The following is a 22,363-nucleotide window of genomic DNA, read 5'->3' as shown; positions in this document are numbered from 1 at the left end:
GCGATCCTTGAAGTCTCTCCCCGCTGTGCGGGGAGGTGGCGCGGCGCTTCTTCAGCGTCGTGACGGAGGGGCTCTGCGACACATGACAGGCCCCGGCGCGGTAGTGAAGAGCCCCTCCACCGCTTCGCGGTCCCCCTCCCCGCAAAGCGGGGAGGAGACTCCGTCCTTGATCAGCGACGCACGCCCAGTTCGCGCAGCAGGCGCGGCTGGTTGTAGACGTTGCGCAGGGCCTCGGTGATGGCGGCGGTCGAGACCGTCACCGTGCGGTTCAGCTCGGGGTCGTAGCCGAAGCTGCCGCCCAGCGAGTGGATGTTGCCGTCGAAGGCCGCGCCGATGACTTCACCCTTGGCGTTGATGACCGGCGATCCCGAGTTGCCGCCGATGATGTCGTTGGTCGAGACGAAGTCATAGACGGTCGCCTTGTTCACCTTGTTCTCGGCCGCCAGCCAGTCGGTCGCCGCATTGAACGGTTCGGCGCCGGTGTTGCGCTCATACAGGCCGCCGATCTGGGTGAAGGGCTCCACCGTCACGCCGCGATAGGTCCAGCCCTTCACCTGGCCATAGGACAGGCGCAAGCTGAAGGTCGCGTCGGGGTACAGGTTGGTCCCGTAAACCGCGAACCGGGCCTGGGCGATCTTTTCGCCCGCGCGGCTGGTCGGGCCGGACACGGCCGATTCCCATTGGGTGCGCACGGCCTGGGCTGCGTCGTCATTGGCCAGGACGAAGGCGATCAGCGGATCGCCCGAAGCGGCCAGTTGCTCCGGCGTCATGGCCAGGGCCTGGGCGCGGAAAGCTGGATCGGCCAGGCGCGTGCCGTCGATCAGGCGCTGGGCCACCTGCTCGGGGCTTTCCTTGCCCAGCAGCGCCTTAACGTTGGCGTTATCGACGGTCAGATACTCGCGGGTCTTGGACAGCCAGAAGTCCAGGAAGATCTTCTCCAGATCGGTCGAGATCGGCGTCTCGGTCGCCAGGCGGCGGCCCAGCGAGGCGATGTCGGCGTCGGAATAGCCGGCGCGGCGCTCAGCGACCGGCTTGGCCCGCTCTTTGGAGGCGCGGACGATGGCCTTGGCGTAGCTGTACAGCTGCGACCGCTGGCCCGCCGCCGATTCCAGCTGGCGATAGGGCAGATACAGGTCGCGTTGCGCGGTCGAGACGCGCTCCAGATCGGCCCAGGGGTCGCCGATGCGCTGGGCCAGGGCCGGGTCGGCGGCGACGCGCTGACGCAGTTCCTGCTCCTCGCGGCGCTTGGTGGCCATGAAGGCCGGATCGGTCAGGGCGCCCTGCTGGCCGTAGAAGACCTTGAAGCTGTTCTCCAGGCCGAACAGCGGATCGACGGTGACCCGCTTGGCCTCTTCGCCCGCGGTCGAATACTCCAGCAGGCGGCCGCGCAGTTCGGACGACTGGATCAGGGTCAGCGGCATCTGCTGATCGCGCAGCGCCTCCAGCTGGGCCACCGTCAGCAGGCGCTGGGTGGAGCCGGGATTGCCGGCGACGAAGGTGACGTCGCCTTCCTTGGGTGCATTGGCGTTCCAGGTCAGGTGGTTCGGCGTAGCGACCGGCTTGCCGTCTTCGTAGATCCGCAGGAAACCGGCATCCAGGGCGTAGCGGGGGAAGTTGAAGTTGTCCGGGTCGCCGCCGAAGAAGGCAGCCTGAAACTCGGGCGCGAAGACCAGGCGCACGTCGTCATACTTGCGGAACTTGTACAGCTTGTACTGGCCGCCCCGATAGAAGCTGATGACCTGGCAAGTCAGCTTCTGGTCGTCGCCGCAGACCTCCTTCTGGATTTTGTCGATCTCGGCGGCGCGCGCCTGGACGAAGGCGGCGCCCTCAAGCCCGGCGCCGGCGCCGACGACCCGGTCGGTGACGTCGGTGATGTCGGTCAGGATTTCGGCCGTCTGGCCGGGGCACTTCTTCTCTTCCTCGCGGGAGCCGGGCATCCAGCCGTTCTTGACGTAGTCGTTCTGGGCCGTGGACAGGTCCTGCACGCACGAGACGACGCAGTGGTGGTTGGTCAGCACCAGGCCTTCGCCCGACACCAGCGAGGCCGAGCAGCCCTGAAGGCGCACGGCGGCGTTGCGGACCCGGTCCAGCCAGGCCTGATCGATGTTGGTCCCGTACTTCTGGTTCACCGTAGCGATGGGGAAGTTGTCGAAGGTCCACATCCCCTCGTCGGCCTTGGCCGGAGAAGCGGGCGCCGACAGCACGGCGGTCGCGGCGCCGAGCGCGGCGAGAGAGGCGGTGAGACGAAGCGAGGGCAAGGACATGGCGGCGTGTTTCCCGGAACGTGGGACAGCCTGTCCCATCTGTTATGTTGTAACTAACGCCGACGATGGGCCGGCGCCAAGGGCTGCACGGGCCTTAATCTCGTGTTCAATACGGCGCAACCGATCAGGCCCGCTCGAACACGACCCCAGCCTTACTGCGATTTAACTTGGCGGTGCGATGGCTCGCGGTCAGATAGCGCCCAGTTCGGGGGAACCGCCGGTTCATGTCGCTTGCACTTTCAACGCTGCTCTACGAATGGCGCCGCTACATGGCCGCCATCGTTGCGCTGGCCTTTTCGGGTCTGCTGGTCCTGGCCCAGGTCGGCATGTTCATGGGCATCGGCAAGGCGTTCACGGCCCAGATCGACCGTGCGCGCGCCGACATCATGATCCTCAGCCCCGGCGCAACGGCCCTGTTCAACGGCGGACCGTCGGGCGTGCCCCGCCGCATCATGCCGGTGGTCTATCAGCACCCTGAGGTGATCGCCGTCGCCGACCTGGATGGTTCGGGCGGTCGTTGGCAGAACATCGTCAAGAACCAGGATACGCAGGGCAAGGCGTCCGAGGGCGCCAAGAAGATGGAATTCGTCAATGTCACCACCATCGACGCCGTGCCCGGCGCGGTGACGGTGCCGACCGACTATTCCGACGACCTGGTCGAGGCCCTGCGCCAGCCCTACGCCGTGGCGGTCGACCAGACCGCCCTGGGACGTCTGGGCGTCAAGCTAGGCGACCAGGCGTCCTACAACGGCAAGACCGTGCGGGTCGCGGCCGTGACCCAGGGCTATCCCAACATGATGCAGGCCACCGTGGTCATGTCGCGCGACACCCTGCGGATGCTGGGCGAGGCCAACACCGGCGAGCGGGTCGGGCCGCTGATGGTGCAGATCAAGAACCCGGCCCGCGCGGCTGTCGTGGTGGCCCAGCTGAACGCCATCGCAAACGGCCAGTTCAAGGCCTGGACCCGTCAGGACCTGGCCAAGGCCAATGAGGGCGCGATGATGAAGGAGAGCTTCATCGCCATCATGCTGGGCTTCTCGCTGTTCCTGGGGATTCTGATCGGCGTGGCCATCACCTGGCAGACGCTGCGCGGCGCCATCATGGCCAACATCAAGGAGTTCGCCTCGCTGCGGGCGTTGGGCGTCTCCATGGGGTCGCTGCGTCGGATCGTGCTGGAGCTCAGCTTCTGGGTCGGCATCGCGGGCGTGCTGGCGGCCTATGTCCTGACCTGGCTGGTCAGCCTGCTGGCGGCCGGCACGGGCCTGACCATGTCCTTCCCGCCGACGATGGTGCTCATGGTTTCGGCCATGCTGGTGCTGATCGCCCTGGGCTCCGGCTTCCTGTCGCTGGGCGTCCTGAAGAAGAGCCAGCCTGCGGATCTGCTGCGATGACCTCTCATACCACCACGCACGGCAAGCACGGCGATTTCGCCATCGAGGCCAAGGGCTTGGTCAAACGGTTCAAGACCGGCCGCAGCTGGGTCGAGGTGCTGAAGGGCGTAGACTTCGACGCGCGGCACGGCGATCTGACCATGGTCATGGGGCCGTCCGGCTCGGGCAAGTCCACCCTGATCGCCAATCTGTCGGGGCTGCTGAAGCCCGAGGAGGGCCGGGTCGACATCCTGGACGTCGACGACCTGTGGAAATACGGCGCGGGCCGGATCGACAAGTTCCGCCTGGACCACTGCGGATTCATCTTCCAGGGCTTCAACCTGTTCCCGTCGCTGACGGCGCTGCAGCAGGTGATGACGGTCCTGAAGTATCAGGGCCTGTCCCAGTCCGAAGCCAAGGCGCGGGCGACTACGGCTCTGGAGGAAGTGGGGCTGGGCCATCGCCTGAACCAGCGGCCCAGCGCCCTGTCGGGCGGCGAGAAGCAGCGCGTGGCCATCGCCCGCGCCCTGGCCAAGAACCCCCAGATCCTGTTCGCCGACGAACCAACCTCGGCCCTGGACGGCGAGAACGGCCAGGTTGTGATCCGTCTGTTGCGTCGCGCCGCCACCGAACACGGCGCGGCCGTCATCTGCGTGACCCACGACCCGCGTCTGGAAGCCTGGGCCGACCGCGTCATTCACATCGAGGACGGCAAGATTCTGGACGATCAACGCCGCATCCCCAATCCCGACGCCCAGCTGGCGTCCCACTAAGCCCTCTCTCGAACGGACCCTGCCGTCATGCCCGCCTTCCTCAAGAACAAATGGCTCTGGATCGGACTGGTCCTGATCGTGCTGCTGGCCGGGGGCTTCATGGCCTTCTCCAAGGCCGGGGCCGCCAAGAAGGCGCAGCAGGAGAAGGAGGCGTCCCAGAAGATCGACAGCCCCTACGCCGCCATCGCCAACGGCAAGGCCGACGTCGAGGGCGGGGTGATCAAGGTCGCCGCCCGTCGCGGCGGCGTGGTGCGCGAGGTTCTGGTCAATGAGGGCGACCGCGTCGTCGCCGGCCAGATCCTGGCCCGCCAGGAAGACGACGAGACGCGCCTGGCCGCCCAAAGCGCCGCCGCCGCCGTCACCGAGGCGCGCGCCCAGCTGGGGATGTCGCGGGTGGAACTGACCACGGCGCGGCGCGAATACGACCGCCTGTCGAAACTGTCGGCCACCAACAATGTCGCGGCCCAGCGGCTGGACCAGGCGCGCGATCAGATCGCCCAGGCCGAGGCGCGCATCGCCTCTCAGGACGCCGCGATCCAGACGGCCCAATCGCGTCTGGCCGAGGCCCGCTACAATCAGGAACTGACCGTCATCCGCGCGCCGATGGACGGCCGGATCGCCCGCCGCTACGCCCAGCCCGGCGCCGGCGCCTCGACCCTGAACGTAACGGCCATGTTTGATCTGGAGCCGGACACCGCCCGCATCGTCCGCGCCGAGATCGTCGAGGCCGACATCCCCAATGTCACGGTCGGCCAGGAGGTCGAGCTGACCCCGGAAGGCGATCCCACCAAGATCACCGTGGGCCGCGTGCTGCGCCGCGCCGCCGTGTTCGGCGCCCGTCAGCTCCAATCCGAAGACCCCTCGGCCCGCACCGACGAGCGGGTGGTCGAGGTGGTGGTCTCGGCCGACGACACGCCCTTCCTGATCGGCCAGCGCGTTCTGGTGAAGTTCATGAAGCCCGGTCAGAAGGCCGGCGTCGCCCGCCCGGTCCAGGCCGGCGTCAGCCCGTCCGCCGCCATGCGTCCGGCGGGGCAGAAGTAACCGACGCCGCCGATCGGTCGTGGGAAGGGGCGCTGCGGCGCCCCTTTTTCGTTTCGGGGCCGCCAGCCCCGTTCAGTTTCCTTTGAAATCGCCTGGTCGCTTTTCCAGCACGGCGGCGACGCCTTCCTGGTGATCGTCGGTCAGATGGGCCAGGGCCTGCATGGCCGCCGACATCTCCAGCATCTGGTCGAAGGTCGTGTCGCGGCCCTGGCGCAGCAGGGTCTTGGCCATGCGCAGCGCCTGGGGCGGCTGGGCCGCGATCTGAGCGGCGGTGGTCAGGGCCTCGTCCATCAGCCTGTCATGCGCGACCACGCGGTTGACCAGACCCCATTCGGCTGCGGTCGCGGCGTCGATGGACCGGGCGGTGAACAGCATCTCGGCGGCGCGGGCGTAGCCGATGTTGCGCGGCAGCAGCCACGACCCGCCGTCGCCGGGGATGATGCCCAGCTTCAGGAAGGGCACGCCGAAGCTGGCCCGCTCCGAGGCGATGCGGATGTCGCCCAGACCCGCGATATCGCAGCCCAGTCCCATCGCCGGCCCGTTGACGGCGGCGATCAGCGGAACCTCCAGCCCATACAGGGACCGCACGATCCGGTGCACGAGGCGGCGATAGCGTTCGCGGATCGCCGCGCCCGATCCCTCGAACAGATCGCGCCGGTCCCGCATGGCCGTCAGGTCGCCGCCGGCCGAGAAGGCGCGCCCCGCGCCCGTCAGCACCACGCAGCGGACCGATGGATCGGCGTTGACCCGCTCGCACGCCGACGCGACCTCGTCGCCGTCGCCCAGGTCCGGCAGGGCGTTCAGTCGCGCCTCGCGGTCCAGCGTCCAGATCAGGATCGCGCCTCTTCTTTCCTCAGCGATCAGGCGCTCTTCGGCGATCAGGCCCATGTGTCGTCTCCGATGTTCGCGCCCGTCATCGACCGGCGCCGCAGGGTTAGGCAAGGGCGCAATTGCAAAAGCCCCGGCGAGACCGGGGCTTCCGCAGGCTTGGGCCGCACAGGGCCGTCAGCGTTTCTTGATCGTATACGGTACGAAGTTGGACGGATGGCTGACCACCCGGCCCGAGTTCGACGGCATGTGCCGACTGTTCACCAGCATCCCGCCCCACAGGGCGAAGGACATCATGGCGTGTTGGAGGTTACGCTCCTTATCGTTCATCTTGGCGTCTCCTTTCGCAGAACGATGAAAAGAGACGCGTCGTACCAATGGGATTCCACCGTCAGTCGTTTCGCGTCATCGGACAACATAAGACAGTTTCGTGAATTTGCAAATTTATTCGTCAGGAGTCGGAATGATTTTCGTTCGGACGTCACAATGACCCCGCCCGATCCCGCTCCTCCCGGTCCCCCCAAGGCCATCGCCAGCCCCTGCGTCATGGTGTGCGCGGTGGATGGCGAAAGCGGCCTGTGCCTCGGATGCTTTCGCACCCTGAAGGAGATCGCCGGCTGGCGGGCCCTGAGCGACGACGCGCGTGCGGCGGTGATGGCCGACCTGCCATCGCGCCGCGACCGGATTGATCCGGCGAAGCTGGGCGGGGTTTAAGCTTTCGTCAGCCACGTCGTTTCACGGCATCCAAAGATCGCCTCGCTAGACAGGGGGCATGATCCGCATCGATTTCCAGTCCATCACCGTGTTCGGCGTCGCCCTGACGGCGTCCTTCGCCACGGCGCTGACGATCCGGCATCTGGAGGGCGACGGGGCGGCCCAAGCGGCGACCGCCCCCGCCGCTGTCGTGGCGCCCGCCGCAGTCGGCACGGCCGCCCAGGTGGTCAAGGCCGACGACGGCCACTACTGGGCCCACGCCCGGATCGACGGAAGGGCGGTGCGGGTGCTGGTGGACACCGGCGCCAGCGTGGTGGTCCTGACGCGGGCCGATGCTCGTCGGCTCGGGGTCCAGCCGGAACCAGCGAGCTTCACCGGCCGGATCCAGACGGCGTCGGGCATGGTGCGCGCCGCGCCGGTTCGGCTGAACACCGTCTCGGTCGCCGGGGCGCGGGTCGATCAGGTCGAGGCGCTGGTGGTCGAGCAGGGGCTGGAATACTCCCTGCTGGGCATGAGCTACCTGGGTCGCTTGTCGGCCTTCGAGGCCACGCCGACGGGCCTGACGCTGAGGCCCTAGAGGTCCCGCATCTGGCGGCGGGCTTCGTGGAAATACTGCCAGCCGGTCCACAGGGTGATGATGGCGGCCAGCCAGATCAGCACGTCCGAGAAGAACTGGAAGTTGTCGAGCCAGTCCAGCGACAGGCCGAAACCGTCCCAGTTGCGGGCGAACAGCTGACAGCCCAGGGCGACCAGTTGCAGCGTGGTCTTCCACTTGGCCGCCAGGGTGACGGGCAGTTCGATCCGCCCGGCCATGGTCTCGCGCAGGGCCGAGACGGCGAACTCGCGGAACAGGATCAGGCCGCAGGGGATGATGATCTGCGGCACCGAGCCGGACGTCAGCACGCCCAGGATGGCGCCGGTCACCAGAACCTTGTCCGCGATGGGGTCCAGGATCGCGCCCCAGCGTGTGGTGGCGTTCCAGCGCCGCGCCAGGAAGCCGTCGATCCAGTCGGTAGAGGCGGCGATGACGAAGATCCAGAAGGCGACGCGGTAAAGGGCGAACTGGTCGTCGGGGCTCATCCACTGATCGGCCAGGGGGAAGCCGCTGGTCGCGCCCGCCAGGATCAGGAACATCACCACCCCGGCGGCCAGGCGCGCGCCGGTCAGGATGTTGGGAATGGGGTTGGCGCGGTGGGCGGTCATGGCAGGGTCTCCAGCAAGGACGCCAGCAGCGGATGCGGCGTCTCTGCGAACGGATTGGCGACGGTCACGCCTCGATAGACGAAGCCGTCCTGCATGTCTTCGGAAAGCAGAAGGCCGCACCCGGCTTCGGCGGCGGCGGAAAGGATGATCGCGTCGAATATCTTCAGTCGATGAAGATCGGCTAGCGCCGTAGCCTCAGCCAACAGGCCATCCGTCGTTGGAACCGTCTGATAAAAGCCGGCCAGTTGACCCGTGAGGCCGCGCGCTTCGGATGCTGGAATGCGCGCTTTCAGGGTCAGGACGTTGAAGAATTCCGCCAGAACCTGGACCGGCACGACGGCGTCGGTCTTCAGTCGGTCCATAAGGAGACGGGCCGTTTCGCCCTTGTGGGCGCCGCTGACGCCCTCGGCATAAACGAGGACGTTGGTGTCGATGGCGACCTTCACCGCTCGTAAAGCTCGTCGCGCGTCCAGGGTCCAATATCGATGACGGGACGTTGGGCGGCGCGAGCCAGATAGGCCTTCAACGCCGCTTCACGCGCCTTGCGCGCATCGGCCTCCTGATCGGCGGGCACGATGCGAGCCACCACCTTGCCGTGTCGGGTCACCGCCACAGTTTCCCCGCCCTCCACCTGCCGGAGCAGTTCGGAGAAGTGCCGGTTTGCGGCGGAAGCGGTGACGGTTTGGTCCATGCTCAAAAAGTAGTGACTTTCACTACTTTCTGCAAGTCAGGCCAACGGTTCGAACCGGGGCTGGTCGGTCAGGGCGGTCAGGGCGCCGTCGGCGATGCCGAAGTGAAGACCGCTGAGCTGAAGCTCGCCCTTGGCCTCGCGTTCCGCGATCCAGGGGAAGGTGCGCAGGTTTCGGATCGACAGGCGCACGATGGCCTCCTCGGCCGCGCGCTCCAGCTGGTCGGGGGCGACAGTCTCTGCGACGTGCTGGACGACGGGCGCACCTTGCGCGATCCACGGGGCCACGAAGTCGGCGACGATCTCGGGCGCGCCGTGGATCATGGCGTTGACCCCGCCGCAGTGGGCGTGGCCCATGACCACGATCCGCTTGACGCCCAGCACCTTGACCCCGAACTCCAGCGCCGCCGACACGCCGTGCAGCTTGCCGTCCGGCTCGTATGGCGGGACCAGATTGGCCACGTTGCGGACGACGAACAGCTCGCCCGGCTTGGCGTCGAAGATCAGGGCCGGATCGGCGCGGCTGTCGGAACAGGCGACGATCAGGGTGTGCGGCTTCTGGCCCTTGGTGGCCAGGGTTTCATACTCGGCGCGCGCGGTCGGCCAGTGGTCGGCGCGGAAACGGCGATAGCCGGCGGTCAGTTCGTCTTCGATGTCGCTCATGACGGGGTCTTTACATCCGGCTCAGTTTTTACGGAAGAAGGCGTGGATGCGTTCGGCCAGGGGCTGGCTGACGCCGTCCACCTTGACCAGATCGACCACGGAGGCGCGGCTGACGCCCTTGGCGGAGCCGAAGGCGTGGAGCAGGGCCTTCTTGCGGCCGGGGCCGACGCCTTCGATCTCGTCCAGCGGGTTCTTCTTGATGTCCATCGAGCGGCGCTTGGCGTGGGCGCCGTTGGCGAAGCGGTGGGCTTCGTCGCGCAGTCGCTGAAGGTAGTAGAGGGCTGGAGACTTCAGGGGCAGCATGAAGGGCGCCTTGCCCGGCATGAAGAACTTCTCCATGCCGGCATCCCGATCCGGCCCCTTGGCCACGCCGACCACGGCGATGTCGTCCACGCCCATCTCGGCCATGACGGCCAGAACCTCGGCCAGCTGTCCCGCGCCGCCGTCGATCAGCAGCAGGTCGGGGCGGACGACGTCCTCGCCTTCCTCCTCGTCCTTGACCAGGCGGGCGAAGCGGCGGCGCATCACCTCGCGCATCATGCCGTAGTCGTCGCCGGGGGTCAGGTCTTCGCCCCGGATGTTGAACTTGCGGTACTGGGACTTCTGGAAGCCCTCCGGCCCCGCCACCACCATGCCGCCGACGGCGTTTGTGCCCTGGATATGGGCGTTGTCGTAGATCTCGATCCGCTCGGGCCGGGCCTCCAGGCCGAAGGCCTCGCACACCTCGTCGAGGATCTTGCCCTGGGCCGAGCTTTCGGCCAGGCGGCGGCCCAGGGCCTCCCTGGCATTGGTCAGGGCGTGGTCGACCAGGGCCAGCTTCTCGCCGCGCTGGGGCCGCGCGATCTCGACCTTGCGATCCGCCTTCATCGAGAAGGCTTCTTCCAGCAGCTCCAGCTCGTGCGGGCGGACGTTGGACAGGATCAGGCGCGGGATGGGCTTGTCCTCGTAGAACTGGCCCAAGAAGGCGGCCAGGATCTCCGGGTCCGTGTCGGACTTGTCCACACGCGGGAAATAGGCGCGCCCGCCCCAGTTCTGGCCAGCGCGATAGAAGAAGACCTGGACGCAGGCCTGACCGCCATCGGAATGCAGGGCGAAGACGTCGCCTTCGGCCACGCTGTCGGCGCTGACAGAGTTCTCCATGGCGATGGCCGACAGGGCCCGGATGCGGTCGCGCACGCGGGCGGCCTGTTCGAAGTCCATGGCGTCCGAGGCGGCCTGCATCTCGCCCGACAGGCGGCCGATGACGGCGCGCGACTTGCCACGCAGAAAGGCCTCTGCCTCATCGACCAGTTCGCCGTAATCCTCCAGCGAGATCAGGCCGGTGCAGGGCGCCGAGCAGCGCTTGATCTGATGCAGCATGCAGGGGCGGGTGCGGGTCTCATAGACGCTGTCGGAACAGGACCGCAGCAGGAAGGCCTTCTGCAGGGTGTTCAGCGTGCGGTTGACCGCCCAGGTCGAGGCGAAGGGGCCGAAGTAGTGGCCGGGCGTGGTGTGGGCGCCGCGATGCTTCTTGACCTGGGGGGCGCGGTGGTCGCTGCGGATCATCAGTTCGGCGAAGGATTTGTCGTCGCGCAGAACCACGTTGTAGCGCGGCTTCAGCTTCTTGATGAAGTTGGATTCCAGCAGCAGGGCCTCGGTCTCGGACGCCGTGACCACCAACTCCATCGACCGGGTCTGGGCCACCATCAGGCCGATGCGCTGGGTGTGGAACCGCCCTTGCGCATACTGGACGACACGCTTCTTCAGGCTGCGGGCCTTGCCGACGTAGAGGCACGACCCGTCCTCGCCATACATGCGATAGACGCCCGGCTTGTCCGGCGCGCGCCGCGCCTCGTCGGCGATCAGGGCGGCGGCGGTCAGTTTCGAATCGGGGGGCTCCGCGGTCATCGGGCGGGATATAGGGTCAGGAGCGCCGGACCAGAAGGACGCCGGCCAGAACCAGGCCCACGCCGGCGATCCGGCCCAGGTTCAGCGGCTGGTGCGGCACGCCCAGGGCGCCGAAATGATCCAGCGCCAGGCTGAGCATCAACTGGCCCCCGACCATCAGGGTGATGGTCATGGCCACGCCCAGACGCGGCACGCCCCAGGCGGCCGCGACCACGAAACAGGCCCCGTAAAGCCCGCCCAGCCAGGCGTACCAGGGCAGGGCGCGCACCGCCGTCATATCGGGCCGGGTGTGCAGTATGGCGGCCAGCACCCCCAGCACCGTGGTCCCCACCGCGAACGAGATGAAGGCGGCGTTGACGGGCGAGGCCACGGCGCTGGCCAGCCGGGCGTTGGTGGGCGCCTGGAGCGCGGTGGCGCCCCCGGCCAGGACGACGACGAGGATGGCGAACAGGGACGGGTTCATGGCCCCTGGCTAGCACGGCTTTCATGGCTTGCGGAGGGCGGCGTTCGGCGATGGGCGCGACGCAGGCGGCGGCGCTCGGCCCGGTTGAGGGGCGCCTGGGGACCGTCGGCGTCGGCCGACGAAGAAACAGGGTGCAATGGGTGCACTTCGTCCGGTTCGGTCCCAACGTCGGGGGCTGTGGCGGGGATTGCGGTCGGATCGCCCTGATCGGACGGCGGGGGCGCGAAATCAGGGTGCAATGGGTGCACATCGCCGGCTTCGGCCGCCAGGACGGACAGGGTTTCGAAAATCTTCAGCCAGCGCTGGGCCTCGGTCGCCTCGCCGTCCATCAGGGCCAGTTGCAGGCGACGGCGCGCCGAGGCCGCCATGTCGGAAAAGGCGACATCCTCGACCGCCTCCAGCGCCAGGGCGGGGTCGTAGAGATCGGGGTCGTCCTGATCCTGGCGTCGCCAGCCCGCCTTGCGGGCGCGGATGCGAAAGGCCGACAGCCCCAGGTCATAGCGGCGGCAGACGATGCGCGCAGGCTCGCCCGCCAGATAGTCGTCGCGCGCCAGGTCCCAGACCTGCTGCGAGCGGACGCGATAGACGGGGGCGGCCTGGGTCATGGTCGCACGCTGCCATGGTCGTGCGTCAGATGCGGACGTGACGCCAGGGCCTACCAGTCGGCGTCGACCGGCGCGCCGTCGAAAATCTCCGCCAGACGCGCGCGACAGCCCCGATTGACGTCGGCGGGCAGGGCGGCAGGATCGAACCAGCCGACCTCGGCGATCTCGCCGTCGCGCGGCGCATCGGGACCCGCCTCGAAGGCGTCGATGCGAAAGACCGCCACATGGTCGCCGGGAAAGAAGCGGTCGTTCGAATGCAGGGAGATCAGACGCGGCGCCCCGCGCGCGATCAGTCCGGTCTCCTCGCGCAGTTCGCGCACCACGGCGGCCTGCGTCGTCTCGCCCCGGTCCACCCCGCCGCCCGGCAGCCACCAGCCCGCCAGATAGGTGTGCCGCACCAACAGCACCCGCCCCTGCGCATCCACCGCCACCGCCCGCACGCCCAGCGTCTTGCCCCGCGTCAGCCGCGACCAGGCGAAGAAGAGCGGGCGGGTGAAGGGTTCGACGTGGATGCGCCAGGTCATGGGTGGGGCAAGGCCTCTGAGTTGCGTTTCGTGCTCGGATTACGGACAGCCAAGTCTTGCGCGCCGGACGAAGATGCATGATCTTGATCCTATGGCGAAGTCACCTGCGCAAAACCCGAAGATCGCCCGTAACGCCTCCACCGGACGTTACGTGAGCCTCGGACGGACCTCGGACGGGGTCACGGTGCTGAAGTCGTCCAAGCCGTCCAACCATTTCACCGTTCGTGAAGCGAGGGGCGCCATCGCTGCGCGTCTCGAAGCGACGTCTCAAAAATAGTGGCGTCCTTCGCTCGGGACGTCTTTATCAACTGCCCGTTCGATTCCGCTTATCAGACGATGTTCCGGGCGATGGTGTTCGCCATCACCCGGTCTGGTTTTCGCGCCCGATGCGCGCTGGAGGTCGATGACGCCAGCCAGAATCGCTGGGCCTCCATTTCAGACATTGTGGATCAGTGTCGATACGGGGTCCATGACATCTCACGCACGGAATCCGACGGTGATCCGCCCCTGCCGCGATTCAACATGCCGCTGGAACTGGGCCTGTTTCTAGGTGCGAAACGGTTCGGCGACGAGGTGCAGAAGCGCAAGCGCTGCCTGGTGATGGATACGGAGCGATACCGGTATCAAAGGTTCATCTCGGACCTGGCCGGCCAGGACATTCACGCCCACGGCGACGACCCTGCCGTCTGCATCGAGGCGGTCGCCAGTTGGCTGAGGGATCAGAGCCGGTCCAAGACCGTGCCGGGTGGACGGGCCATGGCCCGCGATTTCGAACAATTCGAAGCGCAGTTGCCGGCCCTTTGCCAGGGACTTCAGCTGGAGGTGGACGAGATGACGTTCGGAGATCTGACGACCCTCATGTCGGAATATATCGCCGCGGCGCTGTAGGCGCCCAAGACGGGCGCTTGAACCCCGCCCCATCCGGCTCTAAGCCAAGACGGACAACAGGAGCATTCCATGCTGGCGCTCGGCATCATCTTCGGCTTCATCGCCGTCATCGCGGCCTTCAATGTGTTCGAGTTCGGTCGGGTTGACTGAGGCTGTCGCTGGACCGGGGCGCGGCGTCGCCCTGGTCACGGGCGGGGCGCGGCGGATCGGGCGGGCCATCTGTCTGAGGCTGGCGCGGGCCGGGTTCGACGTGGCGATCCATCATCATGCGTCGGGCGACGAGGCGCGGGGCCTGGCCGACGAGATCGCGGGCCTGGGGCGGCGTGCGTGCCTGTTGCAGGCGGACCTGACGGACGAGGCGCGGGTGCGGGCGCTGATCCCGGCGGCGGTCGAGGCGCTGGGGCCGGTGACGGCGCTGGTCAACAACGCCTCGGTTTTCGAGGACGACCGGATCGGCGGGCTGGCGCGCGAAAGCTGGGATACGCATATCGAGACCAATCTGCGCGCGCCCATCGTGCTGGCCGAGGCGTTCGCGGCGCAGGCTGTCGAGGGGGCCATCGTCAATCTGCTGGACCAGAAGGTGCTGAAGCCGGATCCGCGCTTCTTCTCCTACAGTCTGTCGCGCAACGGGCTGTGGTGGGCGACCCAGACCCTGGCCCAGGCGCTGGCGCCGGGCATCCGCGTCAACGGGGTCGGGCCGGGGCCGACCCTGCCGTCCATCCACCAGACGCCCGAGGAGTTCGCCGCCGAGGCGCGCGCCACCCTGCTGGAAACGCCCGGCAGCCCGGAGGCGGTGGCCGAGGCCGTGCTGTGGCTGATTGACGCCCGGCTGGTCACGGGCCAGATGATCGCCGTCGACGGGGGCCAGCATCTGGCCTGGCGCACCCCCGACATCCAGGAGTAGGCTGCGTGGTCCAGTCGTCGCAGGTTTCGCCGTCGCCGGCGGACGATCGGTTGCGTTTCGAACGGTTGAGCGTCTTCGTGCGCGGACTGGAGGTCGAGGCGGGCATAGGGGTCTATGACCACGAACACGGGCGGCTGCAGCGGCTGGTGATCGATGTGACGCTGGAGCTGGAGCCGCGCCCCATCGAGCGGCTGGCCGACACCATCGACTACGAGACCGTGGCCCAGGCGGCGCGGGCCATCGCCGAGGCCGGGCACGTGGGTCTGGTGGAGACCTTCGCCGAACGGCTGGCGCGGGCCTGTCTGGAGGACGGACGGGTGCGGCGCGCGACCGTGCGGATCGAAAAACCCGGCGCCCTGGCCGCCGTGATCGCCCCCGGCTGCGAGATCGTGCTGGCGCGCTGAGGGGCGTCAAGCCCGGTTGCGTCCGGCCCGCCCGACCGCCATTGTCGGCGCCTTGAGTCCAGCCGGGCGTCCGGCGTGAGAGAAGCGTTGTTCATGGCCGAGCCCGGCGATCCCAAGACCCCCGCCCAAGCGCAAGACGAGACCGATCACGACGCCCATGTCGGCTTCGTCTCGCCCGCCTCGCTGGCCGGGCGGGCGCGTGCGCCGGAGCCGACGCCGGCGCCGGAACCGGACGACGAGCCGGACCTGTTCGATCCGCCCCTGGCGCCCCAGGCGGGACCGTTCGAGCGCAGCGAGGGGGTGCAGCCCGTCGCCCGCTTCGCCCCGCACCCGAAGCCGAACGCCGCCCCCCATGCGGTCATGCGCGACCGGATGCGGGCCGAAACGCCGCGCGCGTCCGAGCGGGTGGCCGAGCGCGCGCCCGGCCCGGCCGTGCCCATACGGCTTTATGCGGTCTATATGCTGATCCTGCTGGCGGTGCCGACCCTGGGCGCCTCGTGCCTGGTGGCGCTGCTGGCGGTGATGCGGCGCGATACGGCGGGCGACGCGCTGGAAGGCAGTCATGCCCTGTATCAGAAGCGCACCGTGTTCGGGGCGATCGGGGCGGCCGTGCTCGGCGCCGGGCTGGTGGTGGTCAATGTCGGGGTGATCGTCCTGTTCGCCGTGGCGATCTGGATACTGGCGCGCGGCGCCTATGGCGTGCTGAAACTGAAGAGCGGCCAGGCCGTTCCCCAGCCCCGCAGCTGGCTGTTCTGAACCAAGGATCATCATGACCGACGCCCCCGAATTCATCGCCGGACGCGAACCGGAAGGCAAGGTCGGCGCGCTGATCGCCTGGGCGCTGTTCATCCTGTCGATCCCCAGCGCCAATGTGCTGGTGCTGATCGGGCTGGTGGTGTCCTACGTCGCGCGGGGGACGGCGACGGGCGTGGCGCGCCAGCATATAGACGCGCAGATCGCGCTGTTCTGGTCGGTGTTCTGGTGGACCATCGCCGCCTGGGTCGGGATCGCGGTCAGCGCCGTGGCCTCGGTGGTGCTGATCGGCATACCGTTCCTGTTTCTGTTCCTGCTGATCTGGTTCCTGCTCAGCGTCTGGTTCACGGTCAAGAGCGTGCTGGGACTGATCAACCTGTTGCAGAACCGCCCGATCTGACGGGCGGGAACGCGGCGGGCCGGTCGGCGGTTGAGGCTTCGGAAACAGGAGCGAAACATGACCGACGGACAGGGCCGACTGATCGACAAGGCGGACGAGAACCGCTTCGAACAAGACTTCAAGAGCGACGGCGGAGAGGGCCAGGTCTGGGCCGATTACGCCGTGCGCGGCGACACCCGGATGATCCTGCACGTCGAGGCCGATCAGGCGTTGCGCGGGTCGGGCGCGGCGGGGCGGTTCATGCAGGCCCTGGCCGAACATGCGCGCGAGAGCGGGATCAAGCTGTTTCCGCAGTGCAGCTATGCGGTGGCCTGGCATAAGCGCCATCCCGATTACGACGACGTGCTGGCCTAGGTCGGCGCTTGGCGAAGGCTCGTCCTCCCCGCCCTCTTGGGGAGGACCTATAGGCCCGGTGTTTAGCGTGGCGCTCCCGTCGGATGAACTCGGCGGTGAGAGCGTTGCTTCAGCCGCCCGAATAGCCGCCGATGATCGGCAGGATCTCGCCGGTGATGAAGCTGGACATCTGGGGCGAGGCCAAAAAGACGTAGGCGGGGGCGATTTCCTCGGGCTGGGCCGGGCGTTTCATCACCGTCTTGGCGCCGAACTGGGAGGTGGCCTCGGCGTCCTTGTCGGCGGGGTTCAGCGGGGTCCAGACCGGGCCAGGGGCGACCACGTTCACGCGGATGCCGCGCGGCGCCAGATGCGTGCCCAGTGATCGGGCATAGGCGTGAATTCCGCCCTTGGTCAGCGAATAGTCCAACAGGTCCTTGTTGCCCTGAAGCCCGGTCACCGAGCCGGTCATGACAATGGCGCCGCCGGTCTTCATGTGCGGCACCGCCGCCTTGGTCATGTTGAAATAGCCGTAGAGGTTGGTCTTCAGCGTGCGGTCGAAATGGTCGTAGGTCAGGTCCTCGAAGGCGCCGACGTGTTCCTGGAAGGCCGCGTTGGGCACCAGGACGTCCAGCCGGCCGAAGGCGTCCAGCGTGGCCTTGACCGCCGCTTCGGCGAAGGCGGGGTCGGAGACGTCGCCCTTCAGCACCACGGCGCGACGGCCCTCGGCCTCGACGGCGGCACGGGTGGTTTCGGCGTCGGCGTCCTCGTCCAGATGGCAGATGACGACGTCGCAGCCCTCGCGCGCAAACAGGACCGCGACCGAGCGGCCGATGCCGGAATCGGCTCCGGTGATCAGGGCGGCGAACCCGTCCAGCTTGCCCGAGCCCTTCCAGAAGGGGGCGTCGTACAGCGGCGCGGGGTCCAGCGCGGCCTCGTCGCCCGGCTTTGTCTGATGCTGTTTGGGGAAGGGCGGTTCGGGATAGGGGCGGGCGCCGGCCTGGACCGCGCCGGAGGATGTGTCGTCGCCGGACGTCTTGTCCTTGGCGTCGATGTCGCGCTGGATGGCGCGTTCGTGGTCGGCGACGGCGTCGGCGCGGGCGGTGTCGGTCATCGAAGGCTCCTGAAGGACGGGACCTTCAGGAAGCGGACGAGGCGGACAGGCGTTCCCTGCGCGCGATCAGCTGACGCGGTGGATGATGGTCTTGATGGTCTCGGCGCGGTTAGGCAGGTCGGAGGCCAGGCGCGAGGCGATCTCGCGCGCGCCGACGGGATAGGCGTCGCCGCCCTCGGCGATGGCCTTGGCCTTGGCGGCGGCCTCCAGCAGCAGCTTCTCCAGCGCCTCGATCTCTTCCAGGGCCAGGGCGTGAGCTTCGAGCTGCAGGCGTTTGACCCGATCAGCGGTGGTCTCGGGCGCCTTCATCAGATCGTAGATCTCGGCCTCGGCCGCGACGAGCCGCAGGTCGGGCTTGGCGTCGGAACCGTTGGACTGGGCCATGGAATCACATCTCCCCGAAAAGGTCAGGGGCCAAGGGTGATGCGAAGTCGCCTCCGCGTCGAGCTTGACCGTAACGGTTGTGGCGGCGCTGTGGCCGCCACGCATCGGTTTGGCCGTCTTTAAAGCTCCGGCGCGCGGGCCGGGACCATGGCGGGGGCCGCGACCGGGGCCAGGACGCCGCCGGCGACCGCGCGCAGCGGCGAACGGGGCGTGTGCAGAACGGCCGGCGAGACGCTGACGCCGTCCTGAACCGGGGTGACCAGGAAGCCCTTCTTGGCCAGGGCGTCGCCGGAGCGGACGCGCGAGGTCCACACGGAGATGGGGGCGGCCAGCAGCAGCGGCAGGACGATCGGGGCGAACCAGGTGGCCAGGTCGGGGCGCACGCACAGGGGAACCATGAAGCCCACGCCGGCGATCATCTGCCAGCGCATGGCGCGGAAGGCGTCGGACCAAGCCAGGCCGTCGGCCTCGCGCTGCTGGGTCGACCAGCCGGTGTCGTGGCCCGAGACGATCTGGAGAAAGGCCTTGGTGTTGGCGACCATCAGGATGGGGGCCAGGATGGCGGACAGGGCGATCTCGGCCGCCATGCCGCGGGCGATGGCGCGGCGCCCGCCGAAGGCGCGCAACTCGGCCGGGCGGCTGAGCACCAGGGCCGCGCCCATGAACTTGGGCCCGATCAGCAGGATGCCCGACAGGAAGGAGGCCAGCATGAAGGGCGTGAACTGCGGGTTCAGGATGTAGAAGAAGCTGGACCAGTCGACCGGATAGAACATCTGAATGAACAGGCCGGTCATCAGCGAGGCCAGCCACAGCGGCGAGGACAGATAGGCCATGCAGCCCATCAGCAGCTGAAGCCGGCTCATGGGCGACAGGCCCTTGGCCGTGATCAGGCCCAGGTGCTGCAGATTGCCCTGGAACCAGCGGTGGTCGCGGCGGATGAAGTCGGTGATCGAGGGCGGGGTCTCTTCCCACGAGCCGTCCAGCGAGGCGGTGACGTGCACGGCCCAGCCGGCGCGGCGCATCAGGGCGGCCTCGACCACGTCGTGGCTCATGATGTGGCCGCCGAAGGGTTTGCGGCCCTTCAGGTGAGGCAGGCCGCAGCAGGCGGCGAAGGCGCGCGTGCGGATGATGGCGTTGTGGCCCCAGTAGCTGGATTCCGAGCCGGTCCAATAGGCCAGACCGGCGGCGGCGACGCGGCCGTACAGGCGCACCGAATACTGGGACACGCGCGCGAAGATGGTGCGGGCCTTGATGATGACCGGGGCGGTCTGGATCAGGCCCACGCCCGGATTGCGCTCCATGGCGTCAACCATGCGCAGCAGGGTTTCGCCGGCCATGGTGCTGTCGGCGTCCAGCACGATCATGTTCTCATAGGCGCCGCCGAAACGACGGACCCATTCGGCCAGATTGCCGGCCTTGCGCTCGGCGTTGTCGGTGCGGCGGCGGTAGTAGGCCTTGGAGTTGGCGGTCAGGCGGAAGGCCTGGAAGACCGAACGCTCGGCGGCGGCGGCGTCCTCCTTGGTCGAATCGCTGAGCACGAAGATGTCGAAGGCCGAGGCGGCGCCCATGCGGGCCAGTGACTGGTCGATCATGGCCAGACGGGCGAAGGAGGCGCGCGCGTCCTCATTGTACAGCGGCATCAACAGGGCCGTGCGGGTGCGCGGCATCGGCGGGTGGGGCGAGAAGGCCAGGTCCTGCTGATCCTTGCCGCGCAGCATGACGAACAGACCCATCAGGCCGCTGACGAACCAGCAGGAGATGGCGGTGATCAGCACCATGAACAGGCTGAAGGCCAGGATCTCGGTCCCGTCCCAGCCGTTGCGGGCGTAAAGATAGAAGGGGGTGATGGCCGACAGGCCCGTCAGGACGATGGTGCCGGCCAGAAGCGCCAGGCGGCGCAGCGCCACCGTGCGCGGGGAGGTCGCGGGCGTCAGGTCGGCCACGGCGTCGGGCGCGGCCAGGGACTGGACCGGCATGGCCAGGCGCGCCTCGTCGGGCAGCCAGGACCAGGACGGCGCCTGAGCCCGCTCGACAGTCTCGATTTCAGCCTGTTCGACAGGCCGGATCGCCAGCTTGTTCATGCCGCTTCTGGACGCCCCCGTGTTGACCGATCGTCTTTCCGAAGGCAGGAAGGACGCGGAGTGCTGCACTGCAACACGTTCCGCCATACTCGATCACATTCGCGCGATTTTCAATCACGCAATGTTGATTGCAGCGAATTTTTCCGGGGATTTTTCAGATCGGGACGTCAAGCGCGGCGGAAGCCGGGCGACGGGGCGGCGAGACTGTGGCGTGATCCAGCAGTTTGCGGTCCAGAACCCAGGCCGCGACACCGACCCAGCTTACCAGGACGATGGCGTAGGCTCGTTCCCACCAGCCGACGTTGGCGTCATTGACCGTGCCTGGCAGGATCAGGTGTTTGGTCAGGACGGTCAGGATCGCCATGACCACGAATGTCGCGGCCAGGAAGACCTTCAGCCGGGGCATGTCGCGGCGGCGGTGCAGCCCCCACAGCAGCAGCAGCGGCGCCAGCTGGATGCCCAGGGCCAGGTTGATGATCATGTGGCGCGGATCGGGCCAGGGATACAGGGTCGATCCCGCCATCCCCGCTCCCGCCAGGACGAAGACGACCGCGATCACCCAGCCCGCAACGCGCGCGCCGGTCAGGGCGTAGATCCCCAGGCCGAAGCCGATCCCGGCCAAGCCCGCCATGACCCCGGCGACGAAGACCCCGCCGTTGAAGATGATCGGCGCCCTGGCCGAGGCGCCGCCCAGTTCGCTGAGATACTGGGTGGCGTTGTTGAAGCCGGGATAGGCGGCGATGGCGGCGGCGACCACGGTCAGGGCCAGGATCGGGGCGGCGACCCCCACCCCCAGCAGCCGCCGGCGACGGTGATAGGGCTGGGTCGGGCGGATCAGCGCCTTCAGGTCCAGCGGCCAGGGACGGTCGTCCAGCGGCTTCAGCCCCCACAGCGGGCGGATGGAGGGGATGCGACGCACGACCTCATAGACCGCCAGACTGCCCAGGAAGGTCGCGGCGACCAGGAACAGCGCCTCCAGCCCCGCCGGCAGGGCGGCGGGCCGGATGATCCAGACGGCGGCGACCAGGATGGTCTGGTGCGCCAGATAAAGAGGGAAGGTGGCTTGGGTCAGATAGTTCAGCACCGGCCCGCCCCGCGCCCGCAGATGGCGCGAGCCGAAGCCCAGAATGGCGACGATGGTCGCCCATTGATCCACGCCATAGACGAAGGCCCTGGGCACGCCCCAGAAGGCCCGCGCGCCCGGATGCCAGACCTGAACCATCATGATCGGCAGGGCGACGGCGGCCAGTCCCAGGGCCAGCCAGCGATAACGCTCCATGTCGCGCCAGACGCTTTCGCGGCCCACGATGCAGAAGCCGAACACGAAGGCCGCAAGCGACAGGGCGTGGTTGTACCAGTCCCAGTGCAGCATGTTCGTGATGCCGAAGTGGGGGAACAGAAACAGACGAATGGCCGACAGATAGAGGATCGGCAGGACCAGCAGCCAAGGCCCCCTCAGGACCCGCTGCAAGACATCGCCCAGCCGCTCGATCAGGCCCGGCCGGCGCCACAGCAGGATGGTCACGATGCTGTAGGCGGCGATATAGACGATGAACCACAGGTGATTGACCGGCACGCCGTCGGCCAGGCCCGCCGGGCTGAACTCGCGCGCCATCCAGGCGACATAGCCGGCGACGCCGCCCGGCCAGCCGCCCTTGTCCATCGCCTCGATCCAGGCCTGGATGGGCACCAGCACGACCGCGCCGAACAGCAGGGGCGGGACTAGCCGCTCGAACCGCGCGCGGGCCACCTGGCGCGGGGTGCGGCGCAGGGTCATGAAGCGCAGGGCGGCGCCGGACACCAGAAACAGCAGCGTCAGCCGCCAGGGATTGGTGACCAGGATCGCTTCGCGCATCCACTCGAAGGTGTGGGCGCTGTGCACGTGCCAGTCATAGACGCCGTAGACCAGGCCGACGTGATACAAGATCAGCAGGCCGAAGGCGCCGACCCGGATCCAGTCAAGATCGTAACGGCGCTGGGTCGGGGAAGCGGACGGGTTCACGGCCGCGTCTATGGGACCAGCCGCGCGGTCAGGCAAGACGACGGATGGTCTCGGGGATTGCGCCATTCCGCTCCTCCCGG

At 68.0% G+C, this 22,363-nt stretch carries 26 protein-coding genes; 11 read left to right on the top strand and 15 right to left on the bottom strand.

What is annotated here, in order from left to right:
• Positions 1 to 170: 170 nt before the first annotated feature.
• Positions 171 to 2,264, bottom strand: coding sequence for a S46 family peptidase (locus tag KZX42_RS04800; protein WP_248117607.1), 2,094 nt, complete (start codon positions 2,262 to 2,264; stop codon positions 171 to 173).
• Between the two features lie 224 nt (positions 2,265 to 2,488).
• Between KZX42_RS04800 and KZX42_RS04795 the strand changes: the two genes are divergently transcribed.
• From KZX42_RS04795 to KZX42_RS04785, 3 genes are read left to right on the top strand one after another with little or no spacing between them, the layout of a single operon-like run.
• Positions 2,489 to 3,655: an ABC transporter permease gene (locus KZX42_RS04795; RefSeq protein ID WP_248117605.1), complete on the top strand. Its 1,167-nt coding sequence runs from the start codon at positions 2,489 to 2,491 to the stop codon at positions 3,653 to 3,655.
• Positions 3,652 to 4,407: an ABC transporter ATP-binding protein gene (locus tag KZX42_RS04790; RefSeq protein ID WP_248117603.1), complete on the top strand. Its 756-nt coding sequence runs from the start codon at positions 3,652 to 3,654 to the stop codon at positions 4,405 to 4,407. Before KZX42_RS04795 ends, KZX42_RS04790 begins: the two co-directional genes overlap by 4 nt.
• A 27-nt stretch (positions 4,408 to 4,434) precedes the next feature.
• Entirely contained in the window at positions 4,435 to 5,448 is a 1,014-nt protein-coding gene (locus KZX42_RS04785; RefSeq protein WP_248117601.1) for an HlyD family efflux transporter periplasmic adaptor subunit, read from the top strand.
• Positions 5,449 to 5,520: 72 nt separating this feature from the next.
• On the opposite strand, the gene KZX42_RS04780 is transcribed toward KZX42_RS04785, so the two are convergent.
• Both KZX42_RS04780 and KZX42_RS04775 read right to left on the bottom strand, forming a co-directional pair.
• Positions 5,521 to 6,336 (bottom strand): crotonase/enoyl-CoA hydratase family protein, encoded by an 816-nt coding sequence (locus tag KZX42_RS04780; protein WP_248117599.1) that lies wholly within the window; start codon positions 6,334 to 6,336, stop codon positions 5,521 to 5,523.
• 117 nt (positions 6,337 to 6,453) lie between these two features.
• Positions 6,454 to 6,606: a hypothetical protein gene (locus KZX42_RS04775; RefSeq protein ID WP_017505113.1), complete on the bottom strand. Its 153-nt coding sequence runs from the start codon at positions 6,604 to 6,606 to the stop codon at positions 6,454 to 6,456.
• 156 nt (positions 6,607 to 6,762) lie between these two features.
• On the opposite strand from KZX42_RS04775, the gene KZX42_RS04770 reads away from it, so the two are divergent.
• Both KZX42_RS04770 and KZX42_RS04765 read left to right on the top strand, forming a co-directional pair.
• On the top strand, positions 6,763 to 6,990 hold the full coding sequence (locus tag KZX42_RS04770; RefSeq protein WP_248117597.1) for a DUF1289 domain-containing protein: 228 nt from the start codon (positions 6,763 to 6,765) through the stop codon (positions 6,988 to 6,990).
• A 58-nt stretch (positions 6,991 to 7,048) separates the two neighbouring features.
• Entirely contained in the window at positions 7,049 to 7,567 is a 519-nt protein-coding gene (locus KZX42_RS04765) for a TIGR02281 family clan AA aspartic protease (RefSeq protein ID WP_248117595.1), read from the top strand.
• On the opposite strand, the gene pgsA is transcribed toward KZX42_RS04765, so the two are convergent.
• Genes pgsA through KZX42_RS04725 form a run of 8 tightly spaced genes read right to left on the bottom strand, consistent with a single transcriptional unit; the run spans position 7,564 to position 13,023 of the window.
• A complete protein-coding gene (pgsA, locus tag KZX42_RS04760; protein WP_248117593.1) occupies positions 7,564 to 8,193 on the bottom strand; it encodes a CDP-diacylglycerol--glycerol-3-phosphate 3-phosphatidyltransferase in 630 nt (209 codons plus the stop codon). The genes KZX42_RS04765 and pgsA overlap by 4 nt on opposite strands.
• Complete coding sequence (locus tag KZX42_RS04755) at positions 8,190 to 8,639, bottom strand: PIN domain-containing protein (protein ID WP_248117591.1); 450 nt, start codon at positions 8,637 to 8,639, stop codon at positions 8,190 to 8,192. The genes pgsA and KZX42_RS04755 overlap by 4 nt, the downstream gene beginning before the upstream one ends.
• Complete coding sequence (locus KZX42_RS04750; RefSeq protein ID WP_248118052.1) at positions 8,636 to 8,884, bottom strand: type II toxin-antitoxin system prevent-host-death family antitoxin; 249 nt, start codon at positions 8,882 to 8,884, stop codon at positions 8,636 to 8,638. The genes KZX42_RS04755 and KZX42_RS04750 overlap by 4 nt, the downstream gene beginning before the upstream one ends.
• Positions 8,885 to 8,920: 36 nt before the next feature.
• Positions 8,921 to 9,544 carry a carbonic anhydrase gene (locus tag KZX42_RS04745; protein WP_248117589.1) on the bottom strand — a complete coding sequence of 208 codons (624 nt, stop codon included), beginning with the start codon at positions 9,542 to 9,544 and terminating at the stop codon, positions 8,921 to 8,923.
• Between the two features lie 21 nt (positions 9,545 to 9,565).
• Entirely contained in the window at positions 9,566 to 11,431 is a 1,866-nt protein-coding gene (uvrC, locus tag KZX42_RS04740; protein WP_248117587.1) for an excinuclease ABC subunit UvrC, read from the bottom strand.
• A gap of 16 nt (positions 11,432 to 11,447) precedes the next feature.
• Entirely contained in the window at positions 11,448 to 11,894 is a 447-nt protein-coding gene (locus KZX42_RS04735; protein WP_248117585.1) for a DMT family transporter, read from the bottom strand.
• Positions 11,891 to 12,499, bottom strand: a complete 609-nt coding sequence (locus KZX42_RS04730; protein ID WP_248117583.1) for a hypothetical protein — start codon at positions 12,497 to 12,499, stop codon at positions 11,891 to 11,893. Before KZX42_RS04730 ends, KZX42_RS04735 begins: the two co-directional genes overlap by 4 nt.
• A gap of 50 nt (positions 12,500 to 12,549) precedes the next feature.
• Positions 12,550 to 13,023 (bottom strand): NUDIX domain-containing protein, encoded by a 474-nt coding sequence (locus KZX42_RS04725; protein ID WP_248117581.1) that lies wholly within the window; start codon positions 13,021 to 13,023, stop codon positions 12,550 to 12,552.
• Between the two features lie 276 nt (positions 13,024 to 13,299).
• Here KZX42_RS04725 and KZX42_RS04720 point away from each other — a divergent pair, with 276 nt between their 5' ends.
• The 6 genes from KZX42_RS04720 to KZX42_RS04695 all read left to right on the top strand — a co-directional run bounded on the left by KZX42_RS04720 (position 13,300) and on the right by KZX42_RS04695 (position 16,726).
• Positions 13,300 to 13,911 (top strand): nucleotide-binding protein, encoded by a 612-nt coding sequence (locus KZX42_RS04720; RefSeq protein ID WP_248117579.1) that lies wholly within the window; start codon positions 13,300 to 13,302, stop codon positions 13,909 to 13,911.
• Between the two features lie 142 nt (positions 13,912 to 14,053).
• Complete coding sequence (locus KZX42_RS04715) at positions 14,054 to 14,815, top strand: SDR family oxidoreductase (protein ID WP_248117577.1); 762 nt, start codon at positions 14,054 to 14,056, stop codon at positions 14,813 to 14,815.
• 5 nt (positions 14,816 to 14,820) lie between these two features.
• Positions 14,821 to 15,219 carry a dihydroneopterin aldolase gene (gene folB / locus KZX42_RS04710; protein ID WP_248117575.1) on the top strand — a complete coding sequence of 133 codons (399 nt, stop codon included), beginning with the start codon at positions 14,821 to 14,823 and terminating at the stop codon, positions 15,217 to 15,219.
• A gap of 93 nt (positions 15,220 to 15,312) precedes the next feature.
• Positions 15,313 to 15,975, top strand: coding sequence for a hypothetical protein (locus tag KZX42_RS04705; RefSeq protein WP_248117573.1), 663 nt, complete (start codon positions 15,313 to 15,315; stop codon positions 15,973 to 15,975).
• A 13-nt stretch (positions 15,976 to 15,988) separates the two neighbouring features.
• Entirely contained in the window at positions 15,989 to 16,372 is a 384-nt protein-coding gene (locus KZX42_RS04700) for a hypothetical protein (protein WP_248117571.1), read from the top strand.
• Between the two features lie 57 nt (positions 16,373 to 16,429).
• Positions 16,430 to 16,726, top strand: a complete 297-nt coding sequence (locus KZX42_RS04695; protein ID WP_248117569.1) for a GNAT family N-acetyltransferase — start codon at positions 16,430 to 16,432, stop codon at positions 16,724 to 16,726.
• Positions 16,727 to 16,835: 109 nt separating this feature from the next.
• Here the strand turns inward: KZX42_RS04695 and KZX42_RS04690 are convergent, their stop codons facing one another.
• The 4 genes from KZX42_RS04690 to KZX42_RS04675 all read right to left on the bottom strand — a co-directional run bounded on the left by KZX42_RS04690 (position 16,836) and on the right by KZX42_RS04675 (position 22,283).
• A complete protein-coding gene (locus KZX42_RS04690; protein ID WP_248117567.1) occupies positions 16,836 to 17,816 on the bottom strand; it encodes an SDR family oxidoreductase in 981 nt (326 codons plus the stop codon).
• 66 nt (positions 17,817 to 17,882) lie between these two features.
• The gene (locus KZX42_RS04685; RefSeq protein WP_248117566.1) at positions 17,883 to 18,200 is read right to left on the bottom strand and encodes a hypothetical protein; all 318 of its coding nucleotides are present in this window, start codon (positions 18,198 to 18,200) and stop codon (positions 17,883 to 17,885) included.
• 119 nt (positions 18,201 to 18,319) lie between these two features.
• On the bottom strand, positions 18,320 to 20,281 hold the full coding sequence (mdoH, locus tag KZX42_RS04680; protein ID WP_248117565.1) for a glucans biosynthesis glucosyltransferase MdoH: 1,962 nt from the start codon (positions 20,279 to 20,281) through the stop codon (positions 18,320 to 18,322).
• A gap of 154 nt (positions 20,282 to 20,435) precedes the next feature.
• Positions 20,436 to 22,283, bottom strand: coding sequence for an acyltransferase family protein (locus KZX42_RS04675; RefSeq protein WP_248117564.1), 1,848 nt, complete (start codon positions 22,281 to 22,283; stop codon positions 20,436 to 20,438).
• Positions 22,284 to 22,363 lie beyond the last annotated feature (80 nt).

Origin of the sequence: Brevundimonas sp. EYE_349 (assembly GCF_023147505.1) — a bacterium.
Lineage (GTDB): Bacteria > Pseudomonadota > Alphaproteobacteria > Caulobacterales > Caulobacteraceae > Brevundimonas.
The sequence above is the reverse complement of the archived record's forward strand: the minus strand, read 5'-3'. Positions and strand labels throughout refer to the sequence as shown.

Excerpts from the sequence above, each read along its gene's own strand:
- KZX42_RS04800 (WP_248117607.1), bottom strand. The coding sequence starts at position 2,264 with ATGTCCTTGCCCTCGCTTCGTCTCACCGCCTCTCTCGCCGCGCTCGGC.
- KZX42_RS04795 (WP_248117605.1), top strand. The coding sequence starts at position 2,489 with ATGTCGCTTGCACTTTCAACGCTGCTCTACGAATGGCGCCGCTACATG.
- KZX42_RS04790 (WP_248117603.1), top strand. The coding sequence starts at position 3,652 with ATGACCTCTCATACCACCACGCACGGCAAGCACGGCGATTTCGCCATC.
- KZX42_RS04785 (WP_248117601.1), top strand. The coding sequence starts at position 4,435 with ATGCCCGCCTTCCTCAAGAACAAATGGCTCTGGATCGGACTGGTCCTG.
- KZX42_RS04780 (WP_248117599.1), bottom strand. The coding sequence starts at position 6,336 with ATGGGCCTGATCGCCGAAGAGCGCCTGATCGCTGAGGAAAGAAGAGGC.
- KZX42_RS04775 (WP_017505113.1), bottom strand. The coding sequence starts at position 6,606 with ATGAACGATAAGGAGCGTAACCTCCAACACGCCATGATGTCCTTCGCC.
- KZX42_RS04770 (WP_248117597.1), top strand. The coding sequence starts at position 6,763 with ATGACCCCGCCCGATCCCGCTCCTCCCGGTCCCCCCAAGGCCATCGCC.
- KZX42_RS04765 (WP_248117595.1), top strand. The coding sequence starts at position 7,049 with ATGATCCGCATCGATTTCCAGTCCATCACCGTGTTCGGCGTCGCCCTG.
- pgsA (WP_248117593.1), bottom strand. The coding sequence starts at position 8,193 with ATGACCGCCCACCGCGCCAACCCCATTCCCAACATCCTGACCGGCGCG.
- KZX42_RS04750 (WP_248118052.1), bottom strand. The coding sequence starts at position 8,884 with ATGGACCAAACCGTCACCGCTTCCGCCGCAAACCGGCACTTCTCCGAA.
- KZX42_RS04745 (WP_248117589.1), bottom strand. The coding sequence starts at position 9,544 with ATGAGCGACATCGAAGACGAACTGACCGCCGGCTATCGCCGTTTCCGC.
- uvrC (WP_248117587.1), bottom strand. The coding sequence starts at position 11,431 with ATGACCGCGGAGCCCCCCGATTCGAAACTGACCGCCGCCGCCCTGATC.
- KZX42_RS04735 (WP_248117585.1), bottom strand. The coding sequence starts at position 11,894 with ATGAACCCGTCCCTGTTCGCCATCCTCGTCGTCGTCCTGGCCGGGGGC.
- KZX42_RS04730 (WP_248117583.1), bottom strand. The coding sequence starts at position 12,499 with ATGACCCAGGCCGCCCCCGTCTATCGCGTCCGCTCGCAGCAGGTCTGG.
- KZX42_RS04725 (WP_248117581.1), bottom strand. The coding sequence starts at position 13,023 with ATGACCTGGCGCATCCACGTCGAACCCTTCACCCGCCCGCTCTTCTTC.
- KZX42_RS04705 (WP_248117573.1), top strand. The coding sequence starts at position 15,313 with ATGGCCGAGCCCGGCGATCCCAAGACCCCCGCCCAAGCGCAAGACGAG.
- KZX42_RS04700 (WP_248117571.1), top strand. The coding sequence starts at position 15,989 with ATGACCGACGCCCCCGAATTCATCGCCGGACGCGAACCGGAAGGCAAG.
- KZX42_RS04695 (WP_248117569.1), top strand. The coding sequence starts at position 16,430 with ATGACCGACGGACAGGGCCGACTGATCGACAAGGCGGACGAGAACCGC.
- KZX42_RS04690 (WP_248117567.1), bottom strand. The coding sequence starts at position 17,816 with ATGACCGACACCGCCCGCGCCGACGCCGTCGCCGACCACGAACGCGCC.
- KZX42_RS04685 (WP_248117566.1), bottom strand. The coding sequence starts at position 18,200 with ATGGCCCAGTCCAACGGTTCCGACGCCAAGCCCGACCTGCGGCTCGTC.
- mdoH (WP_248117565.1), bottom strand. The coding sequence starts at position 20,281 with ATGAACAAGCTGGCGATCCGGCCTGTCGAACAGGCTGAAATCGAGACT.